Here is an 18,365-nt window from a genome sequence, read left to right as displayed (position 1 = left end):
ATTGTTGCGCTTACTTCCAACACAAAGGAAAAGAATTCATGCCTGCATTTGGTGCAAATTCAGGGGCCATTTCCCCCCGAACGATAGCTTTAACATTTATTTTGTTGGGAGGCATCGTTGCCAGTTTCACAGCAACGGCCGCACCCAATTACTCCATCAATCAAATCATTACCATTGCTGCGGAGCAAAACCCGCTACTTAATATTTACAAAGCGCGTGAAGATGCAGCTTCGGCTTCGGTTATCACGGCAAAAACTTATGCCAACCCGGAAATTGAACTGCTAGGCGGACCTACTCGCTACAGAACCCCGGGCGGGCAGGGCTCCAGCGGCAATTGGGTCGTGGGCATCTCCCAGCCCTTGGACTACCCAAGTGTGCGCAATGCCAAAATCAATGTGGCGGAGCATAATATTGCAGTAGCGGCACTTAGCACTGAGGTCACCAAACGCGAGTTAATCACGCGCGTTAAAAGTGCTTTTTATGATGTATTGCAACGCGAGGCTTTTCTTAGCCTAACCGAAGCTGACTATAAATTATTAAAAGACATTCGTGACCGAGTAAAACTAAGAGTTGAAGTTGGCGAGTCCCCCAAATACGAACTCATTAAAGCCAACACAGAAGCGCTGGCTGCTGAGCGCGATTACCAATCGGCCAAAACACGTGTGGTGGAGGGCAAAGCTTATTTAAGAGGCCTAGTCAGCGCCGCCATCCCTGAAGACTACACCTTAAGCGGTGAACTGCCGATTGCAAGCAGTCTGCCGCAAATTGATACCTTGCGTGAGCAAATGAGCGAGTCACCACAGCTCAAACAAATTCGTGCCGCCATCAAAACCTCTGAAGCCAATTTGCGCTTACAGGATGCGCTGCGTAACCCGGGGCTAAGCCTGAAAGCCGGGGTCGAGCAAGACCCTGATTTACGCCAGTTCCGCATCGGGGTGGCAATTCCTATCCCAGTTTGGGACAAACGTAGCGGCCCAATCGCGCATGCAGCGGCAGAGCTGAGAGAAGTACAGGCGGTGCTCAGCGACCGCGAACTCACCATTCAACGCGATATAGAGTCTGCCTACCAACGCTACCTGATTGCACAGCAGCAAGTTTCCGCGTTTGAGGATGGCCTGCTTGAGCAGGCTGAGTCTGTACTTAAAGTTGCTGAAGCCGCCTATCGCTTTGGCGAGCGCGGTATTCTGGATTATTTAGATGCGCAGCGCACTAAACGCTCAGTCAGAAAAGACTACTTATCTGCACGCTACGAATATATAAACGCCATGCTAACAATAGAACGTTTGCTTGGTTATGAACTTTTGGAGGTTAAACCATAATGACTGCTCAACCTATTACTACCCACCGCTTCTTTGGCAAAAATCTGCTACTGGCTTTTTGCATGGTTGGCATCATGTTAACGGGCTGTTCCTCAAAAGAAGAGGCCGCGCCAGCTAAAGCAAAAACCAAGGATGTAGATATCGTTGACATTACCAACCAACTCGCCAAACAAGTCACCCTGCACACCACAGGTAAGATTGAGATGCGCGACACCATGCGCCTGCCTGGCACCATACAGGTGGATGAACAGCGCATGGCGAGAATTGGCGCCTCCGTGACTGGGCGGGTGAAAGACATTGAAGCCACCTTAGGCCAAAAAGTAAATAACGGCCAAGTGCTCGCCACCTTAAACAGTACAGAGTTAGCGCAAAGCCAACTGGTTTACATTAAAGCCGCGCAACAGATAGGCCTGCAAACCAAGGCAGTGAGTCGCGCCAAGCTACTGCAAGAAGCAGACGTAATCGGCTCGGCTGAACTGCAACGTAGAGAGGCCGAGTTAAGCGCAGCACAGGCAGACTTAAACGCAGCACGCGACCAATTGATTGTACTGGGCATGAGTGAGTCGGCGATAGATAAACTGTCTAAATCCGGCCAGATTCATTCATACAGCAATGTAGTGTCACGCATTAGCGGTAACGTGATTAGCCGTAAGGTTAACCTGGGGCAAGTGGTACAGCCGGCTGAGGAGCTGTTTATCATTGCCGATCTATCGCATGTCTGGGTAGTAGCGGAAGTGCCTGAACAACAAATTGACCTGATTAAAATTGGTGAAGAGGTGCTGGTGGAAATTCCTGCACTACATAATAAACAATACACAGCAAAGCTGATCTACGAAGGTGACGTTGTCAACCCCGAGACCAGAACCGTAACCGTGCGCTGCGACATTGAAAACTCTGACCGTGAAATCAAGCCGGATATGCTGGTTTCTATGCTGATTAAATCTAGCCCGGAATCCAAATTGGCCCTGCCGTTGCAAAGCATTGTGCGTGAAAACGACAAAACTTATGTTTACGTACAGCTAGCACCCAATAAATTCCGCCTGCGTGAAGTAGAGCTCGGGCCAGAATACATGGACATGGTGACCATCACCAATGGTATTTCTGAAGGCGAAGTAGTCGTCAACGACGGCGCGTTCCATGTAAATAACGAACGTAAAATTAAAGAATTGGAGTAAAGCATGATTGAATCTCTGATTCGCTCGGCGCTCAAACAGCGCCTGATCGTACTGGTCATCGCCGTAGCGCTGATGATGGCCGGCATCTTTGCATTACAAAAGCTATCCGTGGATGCATTTCCGGATGTGACCAACGTACAAGTACAAATTGCAACCCAAGCCACCGGCAAGTCACCGGAAGAAGTAGAGCGCTTTATCACCGTGCCGTTAGAAATCGGCATGACAGGCTTACCCGGCCTTACCGAGATGCGTTCCCTCAACCGTAATGGACTATCGCTGATTACCTTGGTATTTACGGACAATACCGACGTTTATTTTGCGCGCCAGTTGGTGATGGAACGCCTGATGGAGGTGATGGATAAAATGCCGCAAGGCGTCACCCCCATTTTAGGGCCAGTAGCTACGGGTTTGGGCGAAATTTACCAATACACGCTAGATAATCCGGCAGACGGCGAAACCAAGCTAAGTGCGGAAGAACTGACAGAACGACGCTCGATTCAGGACTGGATAGTGCGTCCATTGCTACGCGGTATTCCTGGGGTGGCAGAAATCAACTCTCAGGGTGGTTATGTTAAGCAGTATCAGGCGCTGGTTAACCCAGACAGGATGAACCACTACGGCCTGAAATTACAGGACATCTACTCCGCTTTAGCCAAAAATAACGCAAACAGTGGTGGTGGTGTATTACCGCAATTTGCAGAGCAGTACCTGATTCGCGGTGTGGGTTTAATCGAAAGCTTGGACGACATTCGCAATATCGTACTGAAAGAGCAAAGCGGCGTGCCAGTATTTATGCGCGATGTGGCCGAAGTGAAATTAGGCCATGAAGTACGCGTGGGTGCCGTGATGAAAAATGGCTACACCGAGTCTGTAGGCGGCATTGTGATTATGATGCGCGGCGGGAACGCCAAAGAAGTGGTCAGCCGCGTTAAAGAGCGTGTAGAAGAAATTAACGCCAAAGGCATGCTGCCAGATGGCCTACAAATTGTGCCGTACTACGACCGTAGTGAGCTGGTAGATGCAGCACTGTTTACCGTGAGCAAAGTGCTGGTAGAAGGCATTATTTTAGTGGTGCTGATTTTGTTCCTGTTCTTGGGCGACGTACGCTCTAGCGTGATTGTGGTGGCCACCTTGATTTTGACACCGCTCATCACTTTTATGGCCATGAATCATTATGATATTTCTGCCAACCTGATGTCACTGGGCGGCCTCGCTATTGCCATCGGTCTGATGGTGGATGGCTCGGTAGTGGTGGTAGAAAATGCATTCCACCATCTGGGACATAGGCAGGGCGAAAGTAAAATCCGGGTGGTACTAGAAGCTGCATCAGAAGTAGCAACACCGGTGCTGTTTGGTGTGGGTATTATCATCTTGGTGTTTTTACCGCTGATGACCCTGCAAGGCATGGAAGGCAAAATGTTTGCGCCATTAGCGCTTACCATTGCCATCGCGCTGTTTGTATCGTTGATTATTTCCTTAACACTATCGCCGGTACTTTGCTCTTACATCCTGAAAGGTGGCTCTGGCGAAGATACTAAATTTATCCAATTTATCAAAAGACCTTACCTCAAAATGCTGAACTGGGTACTGGTAAATGATAAAAAAACCATTGCTGGCGCAACCGGCGTATTTATTGCGGCGCTGTTGGTGGTGCCATTGTTGGGTACTTCATTCATTCCAGAAATGAAGGAGGGCTCTATTGTGCCGGGTATTAATCGCGTGCCAAATATTTCACTTGAAGAATCGATCAAGATGGAAAATGAAGCGATGCGCTTAATCATGGAAAAAGTGCCTGGGGTAAAATCTGCTATGTCAGGCATCGGCCGTGGTGAAAGCCCCGCAGACCCGCAAGCGCAGAATGAATCTACCCCTATCATCAGCCTTAAGCCGCGCAGTGAGTGGCCAGAGGGTTGGACCCAGGATGACATTGCGGACAAAATGACCGAGGTGCTGACTGAAGGCCTGCCCGGTGTGCAAATCGTGATGGCGCAGCCTATTTCGGACCGCGTGGATGAATTGCTCACCGGCGTGCGTTCTGACGTTGCGGTCAAGATCTTTGGCGACGACATGGGCAAACTCAAAAGCAAAGCTGAGGAGATTGTTAAAATCGCCGGCGCCATCCCCGGTGCGGTGGATTTACGTGTAGAGAAAATATCTGGTCAGCAATATCTGAATATCACGGTGAACCGCCAGGCCATTGCGCGCCAAGGCATTAACGCTTCAGATATTCACGATATTATTGAAACCGCGATTGGCGGGAAAATTGCCACCGATATCTACGAAGGCCAACGCCGCTTCTCCGCTGCGGTGCGCTTTCCGGATAGCTTCAGGAATAATGTGGAGTCTATAGGTAATATTCTCGTCACCTCGCCCAATGGCTCGCGCGTAGCACTCCGAGATTTAGCTAAAATCGAAATCAAAGACGGCCCAGCGCAGATTAGCCGTGAGCTGGGTAAACGCCGTATCGTGGTAGCAATTAACGTGAAAGACCGTGACTTAGGCGGCTTTGTGGCTGAGCTGCAATCGGTGCTGACAGACAAAGTTAAACTGCCGGATGGTTATTATCTGGAGTATGGCGGTCAATTCCAAAACATGGAACGTGCGTTAAATCACTTGATGATTATCGTACCGGTAACGGTAGCTGCGATATTCTTCCTGCTGTTCCTGCTGTTTAACTCGATTCGCTTTGCCACTATGATCATTATGATCTTGCCATTCGCCTCGATTGGCGGAATTTTTGCGCTGCTAGTGACTGGCGAGTATTTATCCGTACCAGCCTCGGTAGGGTTTATTGCACTGTGGGGTATTGCGGTGCTTAATGGGGTGGTGCTGGTATCGTATATCCGCTCATTGCGTGAAGAGGGCAAAGGTCAGATGGAAGCGATTATTGAGGGTTGCAAACAAAGGTTCAGGCCGGTGATGATGACAGCCACTGTGGCGATGCTGGCATTGGTACCGTTCTTGTTTGCCACCGGCCCAGGCTCAGAAATACAACGTCCATTGGCAATTGTGGTGATTGGCGGGCTAATCAGCTCAACGCTACTGACATTAGTGGTATTGCCGACGCTATACCGCATCTTTGAAGAATCAAAAATTGAAGCTTAACCAGTCGTTGAAAGGGATTGTTTAATGAAAGAAATTAGAGCAGTTATACAACCGCATCGTTTAGCAAAAATTCGCTCGTCCCTGCGCAACATCAAGGGCTTTCCGGGCATGACGGTAAGCAAGGTGGATGGCTGCGGCCACCACTTGGCAAAACCTGCCCAAGGCATACGTGAGGAGCTAACGGACTACAGCCCCAAAGTGATGATTATCATGGTGGTGAGCGACGACTTGCTAGAAGGTATTTTGCAAACTATAGTAGAAATCGGCCATACCGGCCAAGTAGGTGACGGCATTGTTTGGGTAACGCCAGTAGAGCGCTTTATCCGCCTCTCTGAGCAGATTAATGTCGTAGATTGTTAGATTGAAAAGTCATAAACCGTAGTAACGCAGTAGTATCTATGTCACTTGTTATTGGTCACTATGTATTGTGCTCGAACACAACTCAGCGAATCAGTACAAGTGGCGTAGCTGCTGCGCCCATCAGAACTCCAACGGATTCACATCCACCGCCCATCTCACTTTAGCCGCTATCGGCTCAGACCTTAACTGATGTACCAATTGCGTCAACAGCTTTTGCAATGCCGGCCGCTGGTGCGCATGCATCAAGATATAGCCGCGTTCCATGCCTTTTAGGCGCTCCATTTGCGGTCGCACCGGGTCATAAGTCACTACATGCTGGCTTAAGGCGCGCGCACCTGTAAATGCCAACTGCAAAAATTGCTGCACCAAGGCAAAATCATGTGCCTCTGCGCGCAGTAATGCGGTAAACACATAAGGTGGAAACTGCACCTGCTCACGTTCCTGCAGCAAATCATTGGCATAACTTGCGTAATCCTGGCTGCGTAACGCATTAAATAACGCGTGGTCTGGAAAAGCCGTTTGAATAATCACTTGCCCAGCTTTATCAGCACGCCCGGCGCGACCAGCTACTTGCATCAACTGCGCAAACAAACGCTCACTCGCCCTAAAATCCGGGCTATGCAGCGCGCTATCGGTATCTATAACGCCTACTAGCGTTAAATTAGGGAAGTCATGCCCTTTCGCCAACATCTGCGTGCCCACCAGAATATCAATTTCCTGATTATGCACACGGTCTAATATCTCCACCAAAGCATGTTTGCGGCTAATGCTGTCGCGATCCACGCGTGCAATACGTGCAGTGGGCAATAATGCAGCCAAGGTTTGCTCCAAACGCTGCGTACCATGCCCGGTCGGGTGCAAATCAGCATCACCGCAGCTTGGGCATTGGTGCGGAATGCGTTGCTCATGCCCGCAATGGTGGCAGCGTAACTTTTTCTGCCCCAAATGCACCACTAAACGGCTGCTGCAGCGCGTGCAAGGCGCAATCCAATGGCATGCTGTACATAGCAACACTGGCGAATAACCACGGCGGTTGATAAATAATAGCGACTGTTCCTTGCGCTCCAAGCGCAGGCGTAATCCAGCAATCAACTGAGGCGTTAAGCCATGCTGCAAGTTCACTTTGGTGGTATCAATACAGTCAATTTTGGGCAGCTGGGCAGCGGTCACCGCGCGCTGTTTTAATGTGAGCAAGCCATATTTATTAGTCTGGCTAGGCGCAGCGCTTACCCCTTGCACTTGGCTACCCATCGCGTTGTACCAGCTTTCCAGCGCCGGGGTGGCAGATCCCATCACCACCGGAATATTCAGGCGTTTGGCACGTACCAAGGCAACATCGCGTGCATGGTAGCGCATGCTATCTTGCTGCTTGTAAGAGCTGTCATGCTCTTCATCAATCAAAATCAGCTTAAGATTAGGGATAGGCGTAAAAATTGAAAGCCGCGTGCCAATAATAATTTGTGCAGTGCCAGATTGCGACAGCTGCCAGTTATGTAAGCGCTCACTCTCACTCAAGCTACTATGCAAACTCACTAGATTATATTGTGGCAAGCGTGCCCTAAACCTAGCCTCTAGCTGCGGCGTCAAGTTAATCTCGGGCACTAGCACTAGCACCTGAGCAGCACCATCGGCATTTGGCTGTTGCAAAACATGCTGCATTAAACGAATATAAACCTCGGTTTTGCCACTGCCGGTAATCCCGTGCAGCAGCCAAGCCTTAAACGCCTGTATCTCCTGCGTAATGCTCGCCACCGCCGCCGCCTGCTCTGCATTTAGCGCGGGCTGCGGTGTTTCCTGTATCGCCGGCACGCGCTTTACCGCCAGCACCTGCTCCGTTTCAGCATAACCCAAACTAACCAGCTCTTTTGCTGCCTTACGCGCACTGCCAGACAGTGCATCTAGCGCTGCCTCTGTTTGCGCACCATCAGTTTGCAAAGCTTGCAACACTAGGCGCAACACGCGTTGCCGCTTGGGTAAGGATTCCAAATCCACTTGCTTGCCGGCACCCGTGATTTGATATAAATATTGCTTACGTGCAACAGCTGGCGCCACTTGGCGTAAACGCGCAGGTAAGGCCGCAAGCAAAGCCTGCCCAAATGGATAGTGATAATAATCCGCACTAAATTTAATTAGGCTTAATACTTCCGCATCCAGCGGGGCTTCATCACTAAATACCTGAGTGACGGGCTTAAGCTTCTCGATCGGAAAATCACTGCTATCAGCTAATGCCATCACAATACCAATTTGATTGCGGCGCCCAAATGGCACCAGCACTCGCTGGCCAATTTCTACAGCCTGACCCGCACTTAAATAATCAAATAAGCGCGCCAGCGGTACATCGAGTGCAATTTGTAAAATGGGTTTTGGCAATGGTGATGACGTTATGGATTAAAAGTTAATATGAATTAAAAGTGGTAACAACTAAAGCCGCTTTATGGTTAAAAAATGGGTGAAAACCAGCCATCTATTATGCGGCTTTTAGCGCCAATTAAAGCATTTAACCCCATCTTTATCCGCACTTTTTTCATCTAGCTGCTGATTATCTGCAGCCCTAGAGCGGGCATAACCACTGCAACTTCAACACTTAGCATGCTCAGCACTAATATATGCACCAATATGGGTTAAAATACCGTTTTTAGATTTTACGTAATTATTGTGAAAACACATCTTACCCAATTACTAACGACTGCCGCAAAAGCGATTGCGCCAGAAATTACCGACCTAACGATTGTATTAGAGCGCCCAAAATCAGCCGACCATGGCGATTTTGCCACAAATTTGGCCTTGGTTTTGGCTAAACCGCTAAAACAAAACCCACGCGCTATCGCCACCCAGATTATTGAAGCCTTGCCAGCCAGCGAATATATCGCCAAAACTGAAATTGCAGGCGCCGGCTTTATTAACTTCTTTTTAAGCCCGCAATCTAAACAGGTTGTGATTAAAGACATTCTCAATGCGGGTGCGCAATATGGCCGCAACAACAACGGCCAACAGCAAAAAGTACAGGTAGAGTTTGTATCTGCTAACCCAACTGGCCCTCTGCATGTGGGTCATGGCCGCGGCGCGGCGGTGGGCGACTGCTTGGCACGCCTCTTGGATGCCAACGGCTGGAATGTGACCCGTGAGTTCTACTACAACGATGCCGGTGCACAAATCGACAACCTGACTATCTCTGTACTGGCAAGATGCAAAGGCATCTCTACCGAGCACGAGAGCTTTCCGGAAAATGGCTACCGTGGTGAATACATCAACGATATTGCAGCAGCGTTCTTAGCCAAACATACCGTGGTTGCAGACGACATTGAAGTGACCGCTAGTGGCGACATCAATGATTTAAACTCCATCCGCGCCTTTAGCGTGGCGTATCTACGCCACGAGCAAGATTTAGACTTAAAAGCGTTTCAAATCAAGTTTGACGTGTTTTCACTAGAAAGCGCGCTGTACACCACAGGCAAAGTGGAGCAAACGGTTCAAGATTTGATTAAAAGCGGTCACACCTACGAACAAGATGATGCTCTGTGGCTTAAAACCACAGACTTTGGTGATGACAAAGACCGCGTCATGCGCAAGACCGATGGCGGCTACACTTACTTTGTACCAGATGTAGCCTACCACACCGACAAATGGAACCGCGGCTTTGTACGCGTAATTAACGAGCAGGGCGCAGACCACCACAGCACCATCACCCGTGTACGCGCAGGCTTACAGGCGCTGGATATCGGCATCCCTAAAGGCTGGCCAGATTACGTGTTGCATCAAATGGTCACCGTAATGCGTGGTGGCGAGGAAGTTAAACTTTCTAAACGTGCAGGTAGCTATGTCACCTTGCGTGACCTGATTGAAGAAGTAGGCTGTGACGCCACGCGCTACTTCCTAGCTGCACGCCGTGCTGACTCACAATTGGTGTTCGATATTGATTTAGCGCGTAGCCAAAGCAATGACAATCCGGTGTATTACATACAATATGCACATGCTCGCATTTGCAGCGTGCTTAGCCAATGGAATGGTGACGCAAGCAGCCTAGCACACGTCAACCTGAGCCCGCTAACCACCGCGCACGAAACTGCGTTGATGCATCGCTTAAGCGAGTACCCGGAAGTAGTGGCCAATGCGGCTACCGAGTTGGCACCGCATGTAGTAGCTAATTACTTAAAAGAGCTAGCCAGTGACCTGCACAGCTACTATAACGAATATAAATTCTTAATTGATGATGAGCAGTTAAAACTCGCTCGCTTAAGTTTAATTAGCGCTACTCAGCAAGTGCTTAAAAACGGCCTAGATTTACTGGGTGTCGCTGCTAAAGAAAGAATGTAAGGAATCATTATGAGTAGGGATTACAAACCTAGACCAGAACGTTCGTCCAAGCCAAGCCAAGGCAATCCATTTGTCACCGGCTTATTAATCGGGTTTTTACTCGGTGTGGCCGCGTCTTTAGCGGTAGTGATGATGATTAAGGGGGAAGAAAGCCCGTTTGCCGATTTAGCCTCACCGAATAAACCGGTCTCTGAAAAAATCGCAGATACTGCTAAGGAAAATGCTGCTCAGGATAACGAAGCCGCCGTAGAGGACAAAACTAAATCGGCTGAAACTGCTGAAGACAAAACGCGTTTTGACTTCTACACCATACTGCCTGGCAGCGAGCGCCAGGTAACAACTGAAGAAGTAAAAAGCAAAGAGCAAAGCACTGATTCATCAGCAAAAAACACCTACTTTTTACAGGTAGGCGCGTTTCAGACTGAAGATGAGGCCGACAACATGAAAGCCACGCTGGCCTTACAAGGCTTTGAGGCAGTGGTGCAAACCGCTACCATCCCTAACAAAGGGGTTTGGCACCGAGTACGCGTGGGGCCGCTCAAAAATCTGGAGCTGATTAACAAAACTAAGGCTGATTTAGCCAGCAATGGTTTTAAATCTGATTTAATTACCATCAACAATGAAACCCAATAGGTTCAGTGCTGGTCAATGCAAGGTAGTCGTAACCAACAAACAGTATAGATAAAAAATAATTGTCAGCCAAATTGCAAGATAAGACGTTTAAGATGACACGTTTGTTGAATAGCTGAATTTTTAATTACAAATTTAAAGAATCGTTAACAAGGATAATATCAATGAAAAAATTATTAACCGCTTTAATGTTGCTAGCCTCATTTAGCGTAATGGCTGAGCCGCAAATAGGCAAAGACTTTGATCGCACAGCACAAACTATCAATACCGACAATCCAAACAAGATTGAAGTTATTGAGTTGTTCTGGTACGGCTGTGGGCACTGCCACAGCATGGAAGCACCTATCAACGCATGGATAAAAAAATTACCTGCAGACGTAGCATTTAAACGCGTACCAGGGCTGCCGCACCAAGCATGGGCGCCAATGGCAAAAGCTTACTACGCAATGGAAACACTCGGTGTTTTAGAAAAATTACACACACCATTATTTGAAGCGATTCACACTAAAAAATCACTCAATCCTACAGATGAAAAAGCAGCAATTAACTGGGTTACGCAACAAAGCGGTCTAGATAAAAGAAAAGTGGAAGAAGCTTTTGGCTCATTCGCTACTAACACCAGTTTGAATCGCGCGGCTAATATCTTCCGTTCTTCAGGCGCTACTGGCGTACCTAGCTTAATTATCAATGGCCAATTCATTACTTCAAGCACCATGGCAGGCAACAATGATGCGGCGTTAAAAACTGCTGACTACATCATCGCTAACATTCGTGCCGATAAAGCCAAGGCAGCTGCCCCAGCAAAAAAGTAACAGCCTCACCGCACTGGTTTAAAGCTTTTTATGAAAAGCTGTTTAATTGGTAAATTGGTCTGGCTGACCTAAACTTAAAACCCCGTTTCTGCTACATTGCAAAGCGGGGTTTTATATTTGTATGACCTGTCATTCAACAATTAACAATAATGGAAGATGGCGATGAAAGTTTTTATCACAGGTGCATCCAGCGGCATAGGTGAAGCACTTGCATATGAATATGCCAAGCGCCACCCAGGCAAAGATACAATCATTGGCATGGTAGCAAGGCGTAGTGAGCACTTACAGGCATTACAGCAGACCTTGGAAACCAGCTATAGCGTCAAATGTGCAGTTTATGCGTTAGACGTACGCGATGGCGAGGCACTGAGCTCTGCCGCCCAGCATTTTATACAGCACTATGGCGCACCTAACGTGGTGATTGGTAGCGCAGGGGTCAGTAGCGGCACACTCACCGAAAATGCAGAGGACACCAATGCATTTAAGGCCGTGATGGATATCAATGTGATTGGCCTCGTGAATACATTCCAGCCATTTATTCACGCCATGCATCTAGCCGCTAGTAGCGGACAGTCAGCGCAGTTGGTTGGCATCGCAAGCGTAGCGGGTATTCGCGGCTTGCCAGGGGCTGGCGCATACAGTGCGTCTAAAGCCGCCGCCATTGCCTACCTGGAAAGCCTGCGCGTGGAGATGCTGCATCACAATATCGCTGTCACCACGATTGCTCCGGGCTACATCCGCACGCCAATGACCGATATCAACACCTATAAAATGCCATTTTTAATGGATGTAGATATTGCGGCACACAAGTTTGTGAATGCCATTGTGCGCAAGCGACGTTTTGTAGTCATCCCTTGGCAAATGGGCTGGGTGGCAAGGCTGCTGCGGCTAATTCCGCCTGTACTTTGGGACAAGCTTGCAAAGAATGCCCCACATAAACCCAGAATTAAAGTCTGATCGAAGATGGGCTAGGCATTCGGTTTGCCAAGCGGCTTGCGTGCAGTATGTATGGCGGCGATGCCTAGCGATAGTCTCTCAAATTCAACTGCCTCGAACCCATGTTGCAACAACTCCTGAGCAAACGCCTCTGCCGTAGGAAAATCACGAACGCCCTGCAGCAAATATTTGTATGCAGATGCATCACCACCAGTGGCTATCCAACCAAGTACAGGCATACAAAAAGACATATACGCCAGATAGATGCGATGTAGGAATCTCCATTGTATGTTGGATGCTTCCAATACTATTAGTCTACCGCCAGGTTTGAGAACACGTAGCGCCTCTTGGACGGCAAGATGCCGATTACAAATTTTTAGCCCTAGTGAAATCGAATAGGCATCCACAGTATCTGTTTGAATGGAAGGCATGCTCTCAGCATCTAGCAGCTTCAGACTCACACTTCCATTCAGTGAGCGTAAGCGTTGCTCGGCGATAGCAAGCATCTTTGCACTCACGTCTGAGGCAATTACAGTGCGCCCTTGAGTTGAGGCAATAGCCATTACTCGTACAATAATGTCCCCAGTTCCACTGGCTCCATCAAGTAATGTATTCCATCTTTCGCCTGCTATTCTCTTTGCAACACGCCTTTTCCATAACCGATGAATGCCAAAGCTAAAGATATCGCTGAGCTTATCGTAACGTGATGCAATCCGACCAAATACATCATCATTTTGCCACGTAAATTCAGCAGCGTTGTGATGTGCAGGAGGTTTGCCATCCGTCATTGACGATGCCTAACGTGCAATCGGCTTATAGCGTATACGCTTAGGTTTCGCGCCTTCTTCACCTAAACGTTTACGTTTATCAGCTTCATATTCCTGATAGTTACCGTTAAAGAAAGTCCATTGCGATTCGCCTTCAGCCGCCAAGATGTGTGTGGCGATACGGTCTAAGAACCAGCGATCATGCGAGATTACCAGCACGCTGCCTGCAAACTCCAGCAATGCATCCTCCAGCGCACGTAGTGTTTCCACATCTAAGTCGTTTGACGGTTCATCCAGCAGCAATACGTTGCCACCAGAAATCAGTGTTTTCGCTAAATGCAAACGTCCGCGCTCACCACCTGATAGTTGACCCACGATTTTCTGCTGGTCACCGCCTTTAAAGTTAAAGCGGCCGATGTAAGCGCGAGACGGTGTTTCGTAACGGCCTACGGTTAAGATGTCTGAGCCGCCTGAAATCTCATCAAACACGGTCTTATCATTGCTTAGTACATCACGGCTTTGGTCTACATAAGCTAACTTAACGGTTTGGCCGATGTTCACTTCACCGCTATCAGGCTGCTCTAAACCTGTAATCATTCTAAACAAGGTAGATTTACCGGCACCGTTCGGGCCGATAATGCCCACAATCGCGCCGGCAGGGATGCTAAAGCTCAAGTTATCAATCAGTAAACGGTCTTTAAACGCCTTGCTCACGCCATTAAACTCAATGACTTGGTCGCCTAAACGCTCACCAGCAGGGATAAAGATCTCCTGTGTTTCGTTACGTTTTTGGTACTCGGCACTCGCTAACTCTTCATAGCGTGCAATACGCGCCTTGCTCTTCGCCTGACGCGCTTTCGGGTTCTGGCGTACCCATTCCAGCTCAGTATTCAACGCTTTGCGGCGTGATGACTCTTGTGACTCCTCTAACGCCAAACGTGCTTGCTTTTGGTCTAACCAGCTAGAGTAATTGCCTTTCCATGGAATACCATGACCGCGGTCTAACTCTAAAATCCATTCTGCCGCATTATCAAGGAAATAACGATCATGGGTAACTGCCACCACAGTGCCTGGGAAGCGCACTAAGAACTGCTCTAACCACTCTACAGACTCTGCATCCAAATGGTTGGTAGGCTCATCTAGCAGCAGCATATCTGGCTTAGATAACAGCAACTTACATAAGGCCACACGGCGCTTCTCACCACCTGATAACGGGCCAATCTTGGCATCCCATGCTGGTAAACGCAGCGCATCTGCTGCAATTTCTAATTGATGCTCAACGTCAGATCCACTGGCAGCGATAATATTCTCATAACGCGCTTGCTCTTCTGCCAGCTTATCAAAATCTGCATCTGGCTCGGCATACGCCGCGTACACTTCCTCTAGCTTTTGCTTGGCTTCCATCACCGCGCCCATACCGCTTTCCACTTCTTCACGCACGGTTTTATTCGGGTCTAACTGCGGCTCTTGCGGCAAATAGCCAATTGAAATATTAGGCTGCCATTGCACCTCACCCTCAAACTCTTTATCTGCGCCCGCCATAATGCGCAGCACCGTTGATTTACCCGAGCCGTTTAAACCCAGCAAACCAATCTTCGCCCCTGGGAAAAAAGACAAAGAGATATCTTTAATAATCTGTTTTTTAGGGGGAACAATCTTGCTCACGCGGAGCATCGACATTACATATTGGGCCATGATGTTATCTTGCAAATTTAAAAATGAAAGCTTAACAGAAAGCCCGCCTGCTTGCTCGCTATCACCAACTCTAATCAATGATTGCCAATGAATAAGGCAAGGGGAATGTAGGTATAATGTGCCAACAATATAAGGCACCGCTTAAATGGCAATCAAATCCACAATTTATAAAATCGATCTGCAAGTTTCTGATATGGACCGTCATTATTACCAGCAGCACAGTTTGACGATTGCAAAACACCCGTCAGAAACTGACGAGCGCGTCATGGTACGGCTGATTGGGTTTGCGATGTATGCTAATGAGTCACTGATATTCGGCAAAGGCTTGAGTGATGATGAAGAACCAGATTTGTGGCAAAAGGATCTGACCGGCGCCATCGAGTTATGGATGGATGTTGGTCTACCAACAGAAAAAGATATTCGCAAAGCAGCAGGTCGCGCCAAGCAAGTGGTTGTTATGCTTTATGGCGGACGAGTAGCAGATATGTGGTGGACGGCCAACAGTAAAGCCTTACTTAAAATCAACAACCTCACTGTGATTAACTTACCTGACACGAAAGAGCTAGCGAATATTGCTGAGCGTGGCTTTAATATCAGCTGCACCATTCAAGATGGACAAATCATGGTAGGGCATGACGGCGGCACTTTAGACATTACACCTGTGATTTTTAAAGAGCCAAGCAATTACTAACTTGTTAGTTTCTTAGTTAAAGATATTTACTTAGAAAAAATGACTTTGTAGGCAGAGTTTGTACCAGCTGGTGCATGCTCTAACTTTTGATAAGCCACCCCTGCAAAGTCCGCGCAAGCTTGTTGAAATGCACCTGTCACTAGCGTTTCACCTTGTTTAGCGACATCTTCACCCAGCTTACAGGCAGCATTTACCTCTGCGCCAAACACTTCAGTATTGCCTACACGTAAAATCTTACCAAAACCCAAACCCACACACAGATGAACTCTTTCCTGCTCCAGTTTGGCTTCATTGTAGGGAATTAAAGTCTGCTGCATCACCAGCGCGCACTGTAAGGCTTTTTGTGGCTTACGAAAAATCACTAAAAAAGAGTCACCATCTGTTTTAAGCAAAAAACCCTCATGTTGCTCAATCACTGGCAACAGCAAGCGCTCAGACTCATAAATCGTCTGCAGAAAATGAATGATGCCATACTCTGCAACTCGGCGAGAAAATCCCGCCAAGTCGGTCATCATCACGCACCACTCTTCGCCAAATAAATCCCAAATACGCTGATCTATTTCTACCTTATTTGCATCAGGCAATAACCTCTGAGCAATCAAGTCATATAAGCGACCCTCAGAGTTTTGCATAACGGTTTTAGAGTTGTGACTCATCACTTTCCAGTTTTTAAGTGTGCTAAGCGAAACTTACTCTACGGTGACTGACTTCGCCAAATTCCTAGGCTTATCTACATCCGTACCCTTCAATAGGGCCGCATGGTAGGCCAGCATCTGTACCGGTATCGTGTGCAAAATAGGGGAGAGCACGCCGACATGGCGCGGGGTACGTATCACATGCACGCCTTCAGACTCGGTAAAGTGGCTATCTGCATCAGCAAACACAAACAACTCGCCACCGCGCGCTTTGACTTCCTGCATGTTAGATTTTACTTTTTCTAGCAATGCATCATTTGGTGCAATTACTACCACCGGCATAGCGCTATCTACCAGCGCCAGGGGGCCGTGTTTAAGCTCGCCGGCAGGGTAAGCCTCGGCATGGATGTAAGAAATCTCTTTAAGCTTCAAAGCGCCCTCTAAGGCGATAGGGTAGTGTATGCCGCGCCCTAAGAATAAGGCATGCTGCTTATTGGCAAATGATTTTGCCCATTCGCGGATTTGCGGTTCTAAGTTCAGCGCATGTTGCACGCTACCAGCTAATTGGCGTAATGCGCCTAAATGCGATTGCTCTGTCTCTTTATCGAGTAAGCCACGTTGTTTTGCCAACGTTGCTGCCAAGGTGAATAAAGCAACTAATTGCGTGGTGAATGCTTTGGTAGACGCCACGCCAATTTCTGCGCCGGCACGTGTGTAAAACACTAATTCAGACGCGCGTGGGATTGCGCTCTCCTGCACGTTGCAAATCGCTAGGGTGAGATGCTGACCTAAGGCTTTGGCATGTTTTAGCGCTTCCATCGTGTCTAGGGTTTCACCAGACTGTGAAATCGTCACGATTAATTGACGTGGATTAGGCACGGACTCGCGGTAGCGATATTCACTGGCAATTTCTACATTAGTAGGCACTTTGGCAATGCTCTCTAACCAGTATTTGGCAGTTAGCGCAGCATAATAACTGGTGCCGGCAGCCAAAATTAAAATGCTATCTACTTGCTCAAACACAGAGGCTGCACCTTTGCCAAATAGGGCAGGTGAGAAGTGATTGTCATCAATCAGCGCTTCTATCGTATCGTTTAACGCACGAGGCTGTTCATGAATCTCTTTTTGCATGAAGTGCGAATATGGGCCCAACTCTAAGCTGGCGAGCGATACATCACTCATATGAATTTTACGTGTTACTTCAATGCCATCGCGACCTAAAATAGTCACACCTTCACGGTGAATATCCGCTACATCACCATCTTCTAAATAAATCACTTTGCGGGTTACTGATAGCACAGCAGAAACATCTGAAGCAATAAAGTTTTCGCCTTCACCTAGGCCAATCAATAGTGGGCAGCCTAAACGCGCGGTAACCATATGTTCAGGTTCTTTTATTGAAATCACACTGATGGCAAACGCGCCCGTAAGTTCAGCCACCGCTTTTTGTGTAGCAGCTAATAACGATAAATCTTTATGGTAATAATGAATGAGGTGTGCAATGACTTCGGTATCAGTTTGTGAAGTGAACTCATAACCTAATGCTTTTAAGCGTGTGCGCTGTTCATCATGGTTCTCAATAATGCCGTTATGCACAACAGCCACTTCACCACCCAATTGGCTAGGTGACATATGCGGGTGGGCATTACTTTCCGTCACACCGCCATGCGTAGCCCAACGTGTGTGACCGATACCAACCAAACCACTTAGCTTTGACTCATTCGCCTTTTCTGTCATTGCTGAAACACGGCCAACTGCACGCACGCGCGCAATGCCGGTATCGTTTAATACAGCAACACCAGCTGAATCATAGCCTCTATATTCTAGGCGGCTTAAACCCTCAATCAAGGTTGAAACAACATTTCTATTTGCTACTGCACCTACAATGCCACACATAGTTTTACTCTCTTAAAAATTTTTATCTTG

General features: G+C 48.0%; 14 protein-coding genes. 9 read left to right on the top strand and 5 right to left on the bottom strand.

Translation table 11 applies throughout. The features are described 5' to 3' along the window. The first annotated feature begins 38 nt into the window (after positions 1-38). From VGD82_RS00195 to VGD82_RS00180, 4 genes are read left to right on the top strand one after another with little or no spacing between them, the layout of a single operon-like run. On the top strand, positions 39-1,319 hold the full coding sequence (locus VGD82_RS00195; RefSeq protein WP_331018465.1) for a TolC family protein: 1,281 nt from the start codon (positions 39-41) through the stop codon (positions 1,317-1,319). After that, positions 1,319-2,494: an efflux RND transporter periplasmic adaptor subunit gene (locus tag VGD82_RS00190; RefSeq protein WP_331018464.1), complete on the top strand. Its 1,176-nt coding sequence runs from the start codon at positions 1,319-1,321 to the stop codon at positions 2,492-2,494. Before VGD82_RS00195 ends, VGD82_RS00190 begins: the two co-directional genes overlap by 1 nt. Before the next feature lie 3 nt (positions 2,495-2,497). Further along, positions 2,498-5,599: a CusA/CzcA family heavy metal efflux RND transporter gene (locus VGD82_RS00185; protein WP_331018463.1), complete on the top strand. Its 3,102-nt coding sequence runs from the start codon at positions 2,498-2,500 to the stop codon at positions 5,597-5,599. Positions 5,600-5,623: 24 nt separating this feature from the next. After that, entirely contained in the window at positions 5,624-5,959 is a 336-nt protein-coding gene (locus VGD82_RS00180; protein WP_135276596.1) for a P-II family nitrogen regulator, read from the top strand. Positions 5,960-6,079: 120 nt separating this feature from the next. On the opposite strand, the gene VGD82_RS00175 is transcribed toward VGD82_RS00180, so the two are convergent. Beyond that, complete coding sequence (locus tag VGD82_RS00175; RefSeq protein ID WP_331018462.1) at positions 6,080-8,329, bottom strand: primosomal protein N'; 2,250 nt, start codon at positions 8,327-8,329, stop codon at positions 6,080-6,082. Between the two features lie 285 nt (positions 8,330-8,614). On the opposite strand from VGD82_RS00175, the gene argS reads away from it, so the two are divergent. The 4 genes from argS to VGD82_RS00155 all read left to right on the top strand — a co-directional run bounded on the left by argS (position 8,615) and on the right by VGD82_RS00155 (position 12,672). Beyond that, positions 8,615-10,273, top strand: a complete 1,659-nt coding sequence (argS, locus tag VGD82_RS00170) for an arginine--tRNA ligase (RefSeq protein WP_331018461.1) — start codon at positions 8,615-8,617, stop codon at positions 10,271-10,273. Between the two features lie 9 nt (positions 10,274-10,282). Further along, the gene (locus VGD82_RS00165) at positions 10,283-10,906 is read left to right on the top strand and encodes an SPOR domain-containing protein (protein ID WP_331018460.1); all 624 of its coding nucleotides are present in this window, start codon (positions 10,283-10,285) and stop codon (positions 10,904-10,906) included. A gap of 161 nt (positions 10,907-11,067) precedes the next feature. Next, positions 11,068-11,715: a thiol:disulfide interchange protein DsbA/DsbL gene (locus tag VGD82_RS00160; RefSeq protein ID WP_331018459.1), complete on the top strand. Its 648-nt coding sequence runs from the start codon at positions 11,068-11,070 to the stop codon at positions 11,713-11,715. 156 nt (positions 11,716-11,871) lie between these two features. Then, complete coding sequence (locus VGD82_RS00155; RefSeq protein ID WP_331018458.1) at positions 11,872-12,672, top strand: SDR family oxidoreductase; 801 nt, start codon at positions 11,872-11,874, stop codon at positions 12,670-12,672. Between the two features lie 11 nt (positions 12,673-12,683). Here the strand turns inward: VGD82_RS00155 and VGD82_RS00150 are convergent, their stop codons facing one another. After that, positions 12,684-13,439 carry a ubiquinone/menaquinone biosynthesis methyltransferase gene (locus VGD82_RS00150; protein WP_331018457.1) on the bottom strand — a complete coding sequence of 252 codons (756 nt, stop codon included), beginning with the start codon at positions 13,437-13,439 and terminating at the stop codon, positions 12,684-12,686. 9 nt (positions 13,440-13,448) lie between these two features. Continuing rightward, a complete protein-coding gene (gene ettA / locus VGD82_RS00145; protein WP_331018456.1) occupies positions 13,449-15,113 on the bottom strand; it encodes an energy-dependent translational throttle protein EttA in 1,665 nt (554 codons plus the stop codon). A gap of 145 nt (positions 15,114-15,258) precedes the next feature. Here ettA and VGD82_RS00140 point away from each other — a divergent pair, with 145 nt between their 5' ends. Further along, the gene (locus tag VGD82_RS00140) at positions 15,259-15,804 is read left to right on the top strand and encodes a YaeQ family protein (protein WP_331018455.1); all 546 of its coding nucleotides are present in this window, start codon (positions 15,259-15,261) and stop codon (positions 15,802-15,804) included. Positions 15,805-15,830: 26 nt separating this feature from the next. Here the strand turns inward: VGD82_RS00140 and VGD82_RS00135 are convergent, their stop codons facing one another. Then, the gene (locus tag VGD82_RS00135; RefSeq protein ID WP_331018454.1) at positions 15,831-16,460 is read right to left on the bottom strand and encodes an adenylate/guanylate cyclase domain-containing protein; all 630 of its coding nucleotides are present in this window, start codon (positions 16,458-16,460) and stop codon (positions 15,831-15,833) included. Between the two features lie 33 nt (positions 16,461-16,493). Beyond that, entirely contained in the window at positions 16,494-18,335 is a 1,842-nt protein-coding gene (gene glmS, locus VGD82_RS00130; protein WP_331018453.1) for a glutamine--fructose-6-phosphate transaminase (isomerizing), read from the bottom strand. Positions 18,336-18,365 lie beyond the last annotated feature (30 nt).

It is taken from the genome of Methylotenera sp. (assembly GCF_036401095.1).
In the GTDB taxonomy this organism is placed as follows: domain Bacteria; phylum Pseudomonadota; class Gammaproteobacteria; order Burkholderiales; family Methylophilaceae; genus Methylotenera.
The sequence above is the reverse complement of the archived record's forward strand: the minus strand, read 5'-3'. Positions and strand labels throughout refer to the sequence as shown.

Excerpts from the sequence above, each read along its gene's own strand:
- VGD82_RS00195 (WP_331018465.1), top strand. The coding sequence starts at position 39 with ATGCCTGCATTTGGTGCAAATTCAGGGGCCATTTCCCCCCGAACGATA.
- VGD82_RS00190 (WP_331018464.1), top strand. The coding sequence starts at position 1,319 with ATGACTGCTCAACCTATTACTACCCACCGCTTCTTTGGCAAAAATCTG.
- VGD82_RS00185 (WP_331018463.1), top strand. The coding sequence starts at position 2,498 with ATGATTGAATCTCTGATTCGCTCGGCGCTCAAACAGCGCCTGATCGTA.
- VGD82_RS00180 (WP_135276596.1), top strand. The coding sequence starts at position 5,624 with ATGAAAGAAATTAGAGCAGTTATACAACCGCATCGTTTAGCAAAAATT.
- VGD82_RS00165 (WP_331018460.1), top strand. The coding sequence starts at position 10,283 with ATGAGTAGGGATTACAAACCTAGACCAGAACGTTCGTCCAAGCCAAGC.
- VGD82_RS00160 (WP_331018459.1), top strand. The coding sequence starts at position 11,068 with ATGAAAAAATTATTAACCGCTTTAATGTTGCTAGCCTCATTTAGCGTA.
- VGD82_RS00155 (WP_331018458.1), top strand. The coding sequence starts at position 11,872 with ATGGCGATGAAAGTTTTTATCACAGGTGCATCCAGCGGCATAGGTGAA.
- VGD82_RS00150 (WP_331018457.1), bottom strand. The coding sequence starts at position 13,439 with ATGACGGATGGCAAACCTCCTGCACATCACAACGCTGCTGAATTTACG.
- ettA (WP_331018456.1), bottom strand. The coding sequence starts at position 15,113 with ATGGCCCAATATGTAATGTCGATGCTCCGCGTGAGCAAGATTGTTCCC.
- VGD82_RS00140 (WP_331018455.1), top strand. The coding sequence starts at position 15,259 with ATGGCAATCAAATCCACAATTTATAAAATCGATCTGCAAGTTTCTGAT.
- VGD82_RS00135 (WP_331018454.1), bottom strand. The coding sequence starts at position 16,460 with ATGAGTCACAACTCTAAAACCGTTATGCAAAACTCTGAGGGTCGCTTA.
- glmS (WP_331018453.1), bottom strand. The coding sequence starts at position 18,335 with ATGTGTGGCATTGTAGGTGCAGTAGCAAATAGAAATGTTGTTTCAACC.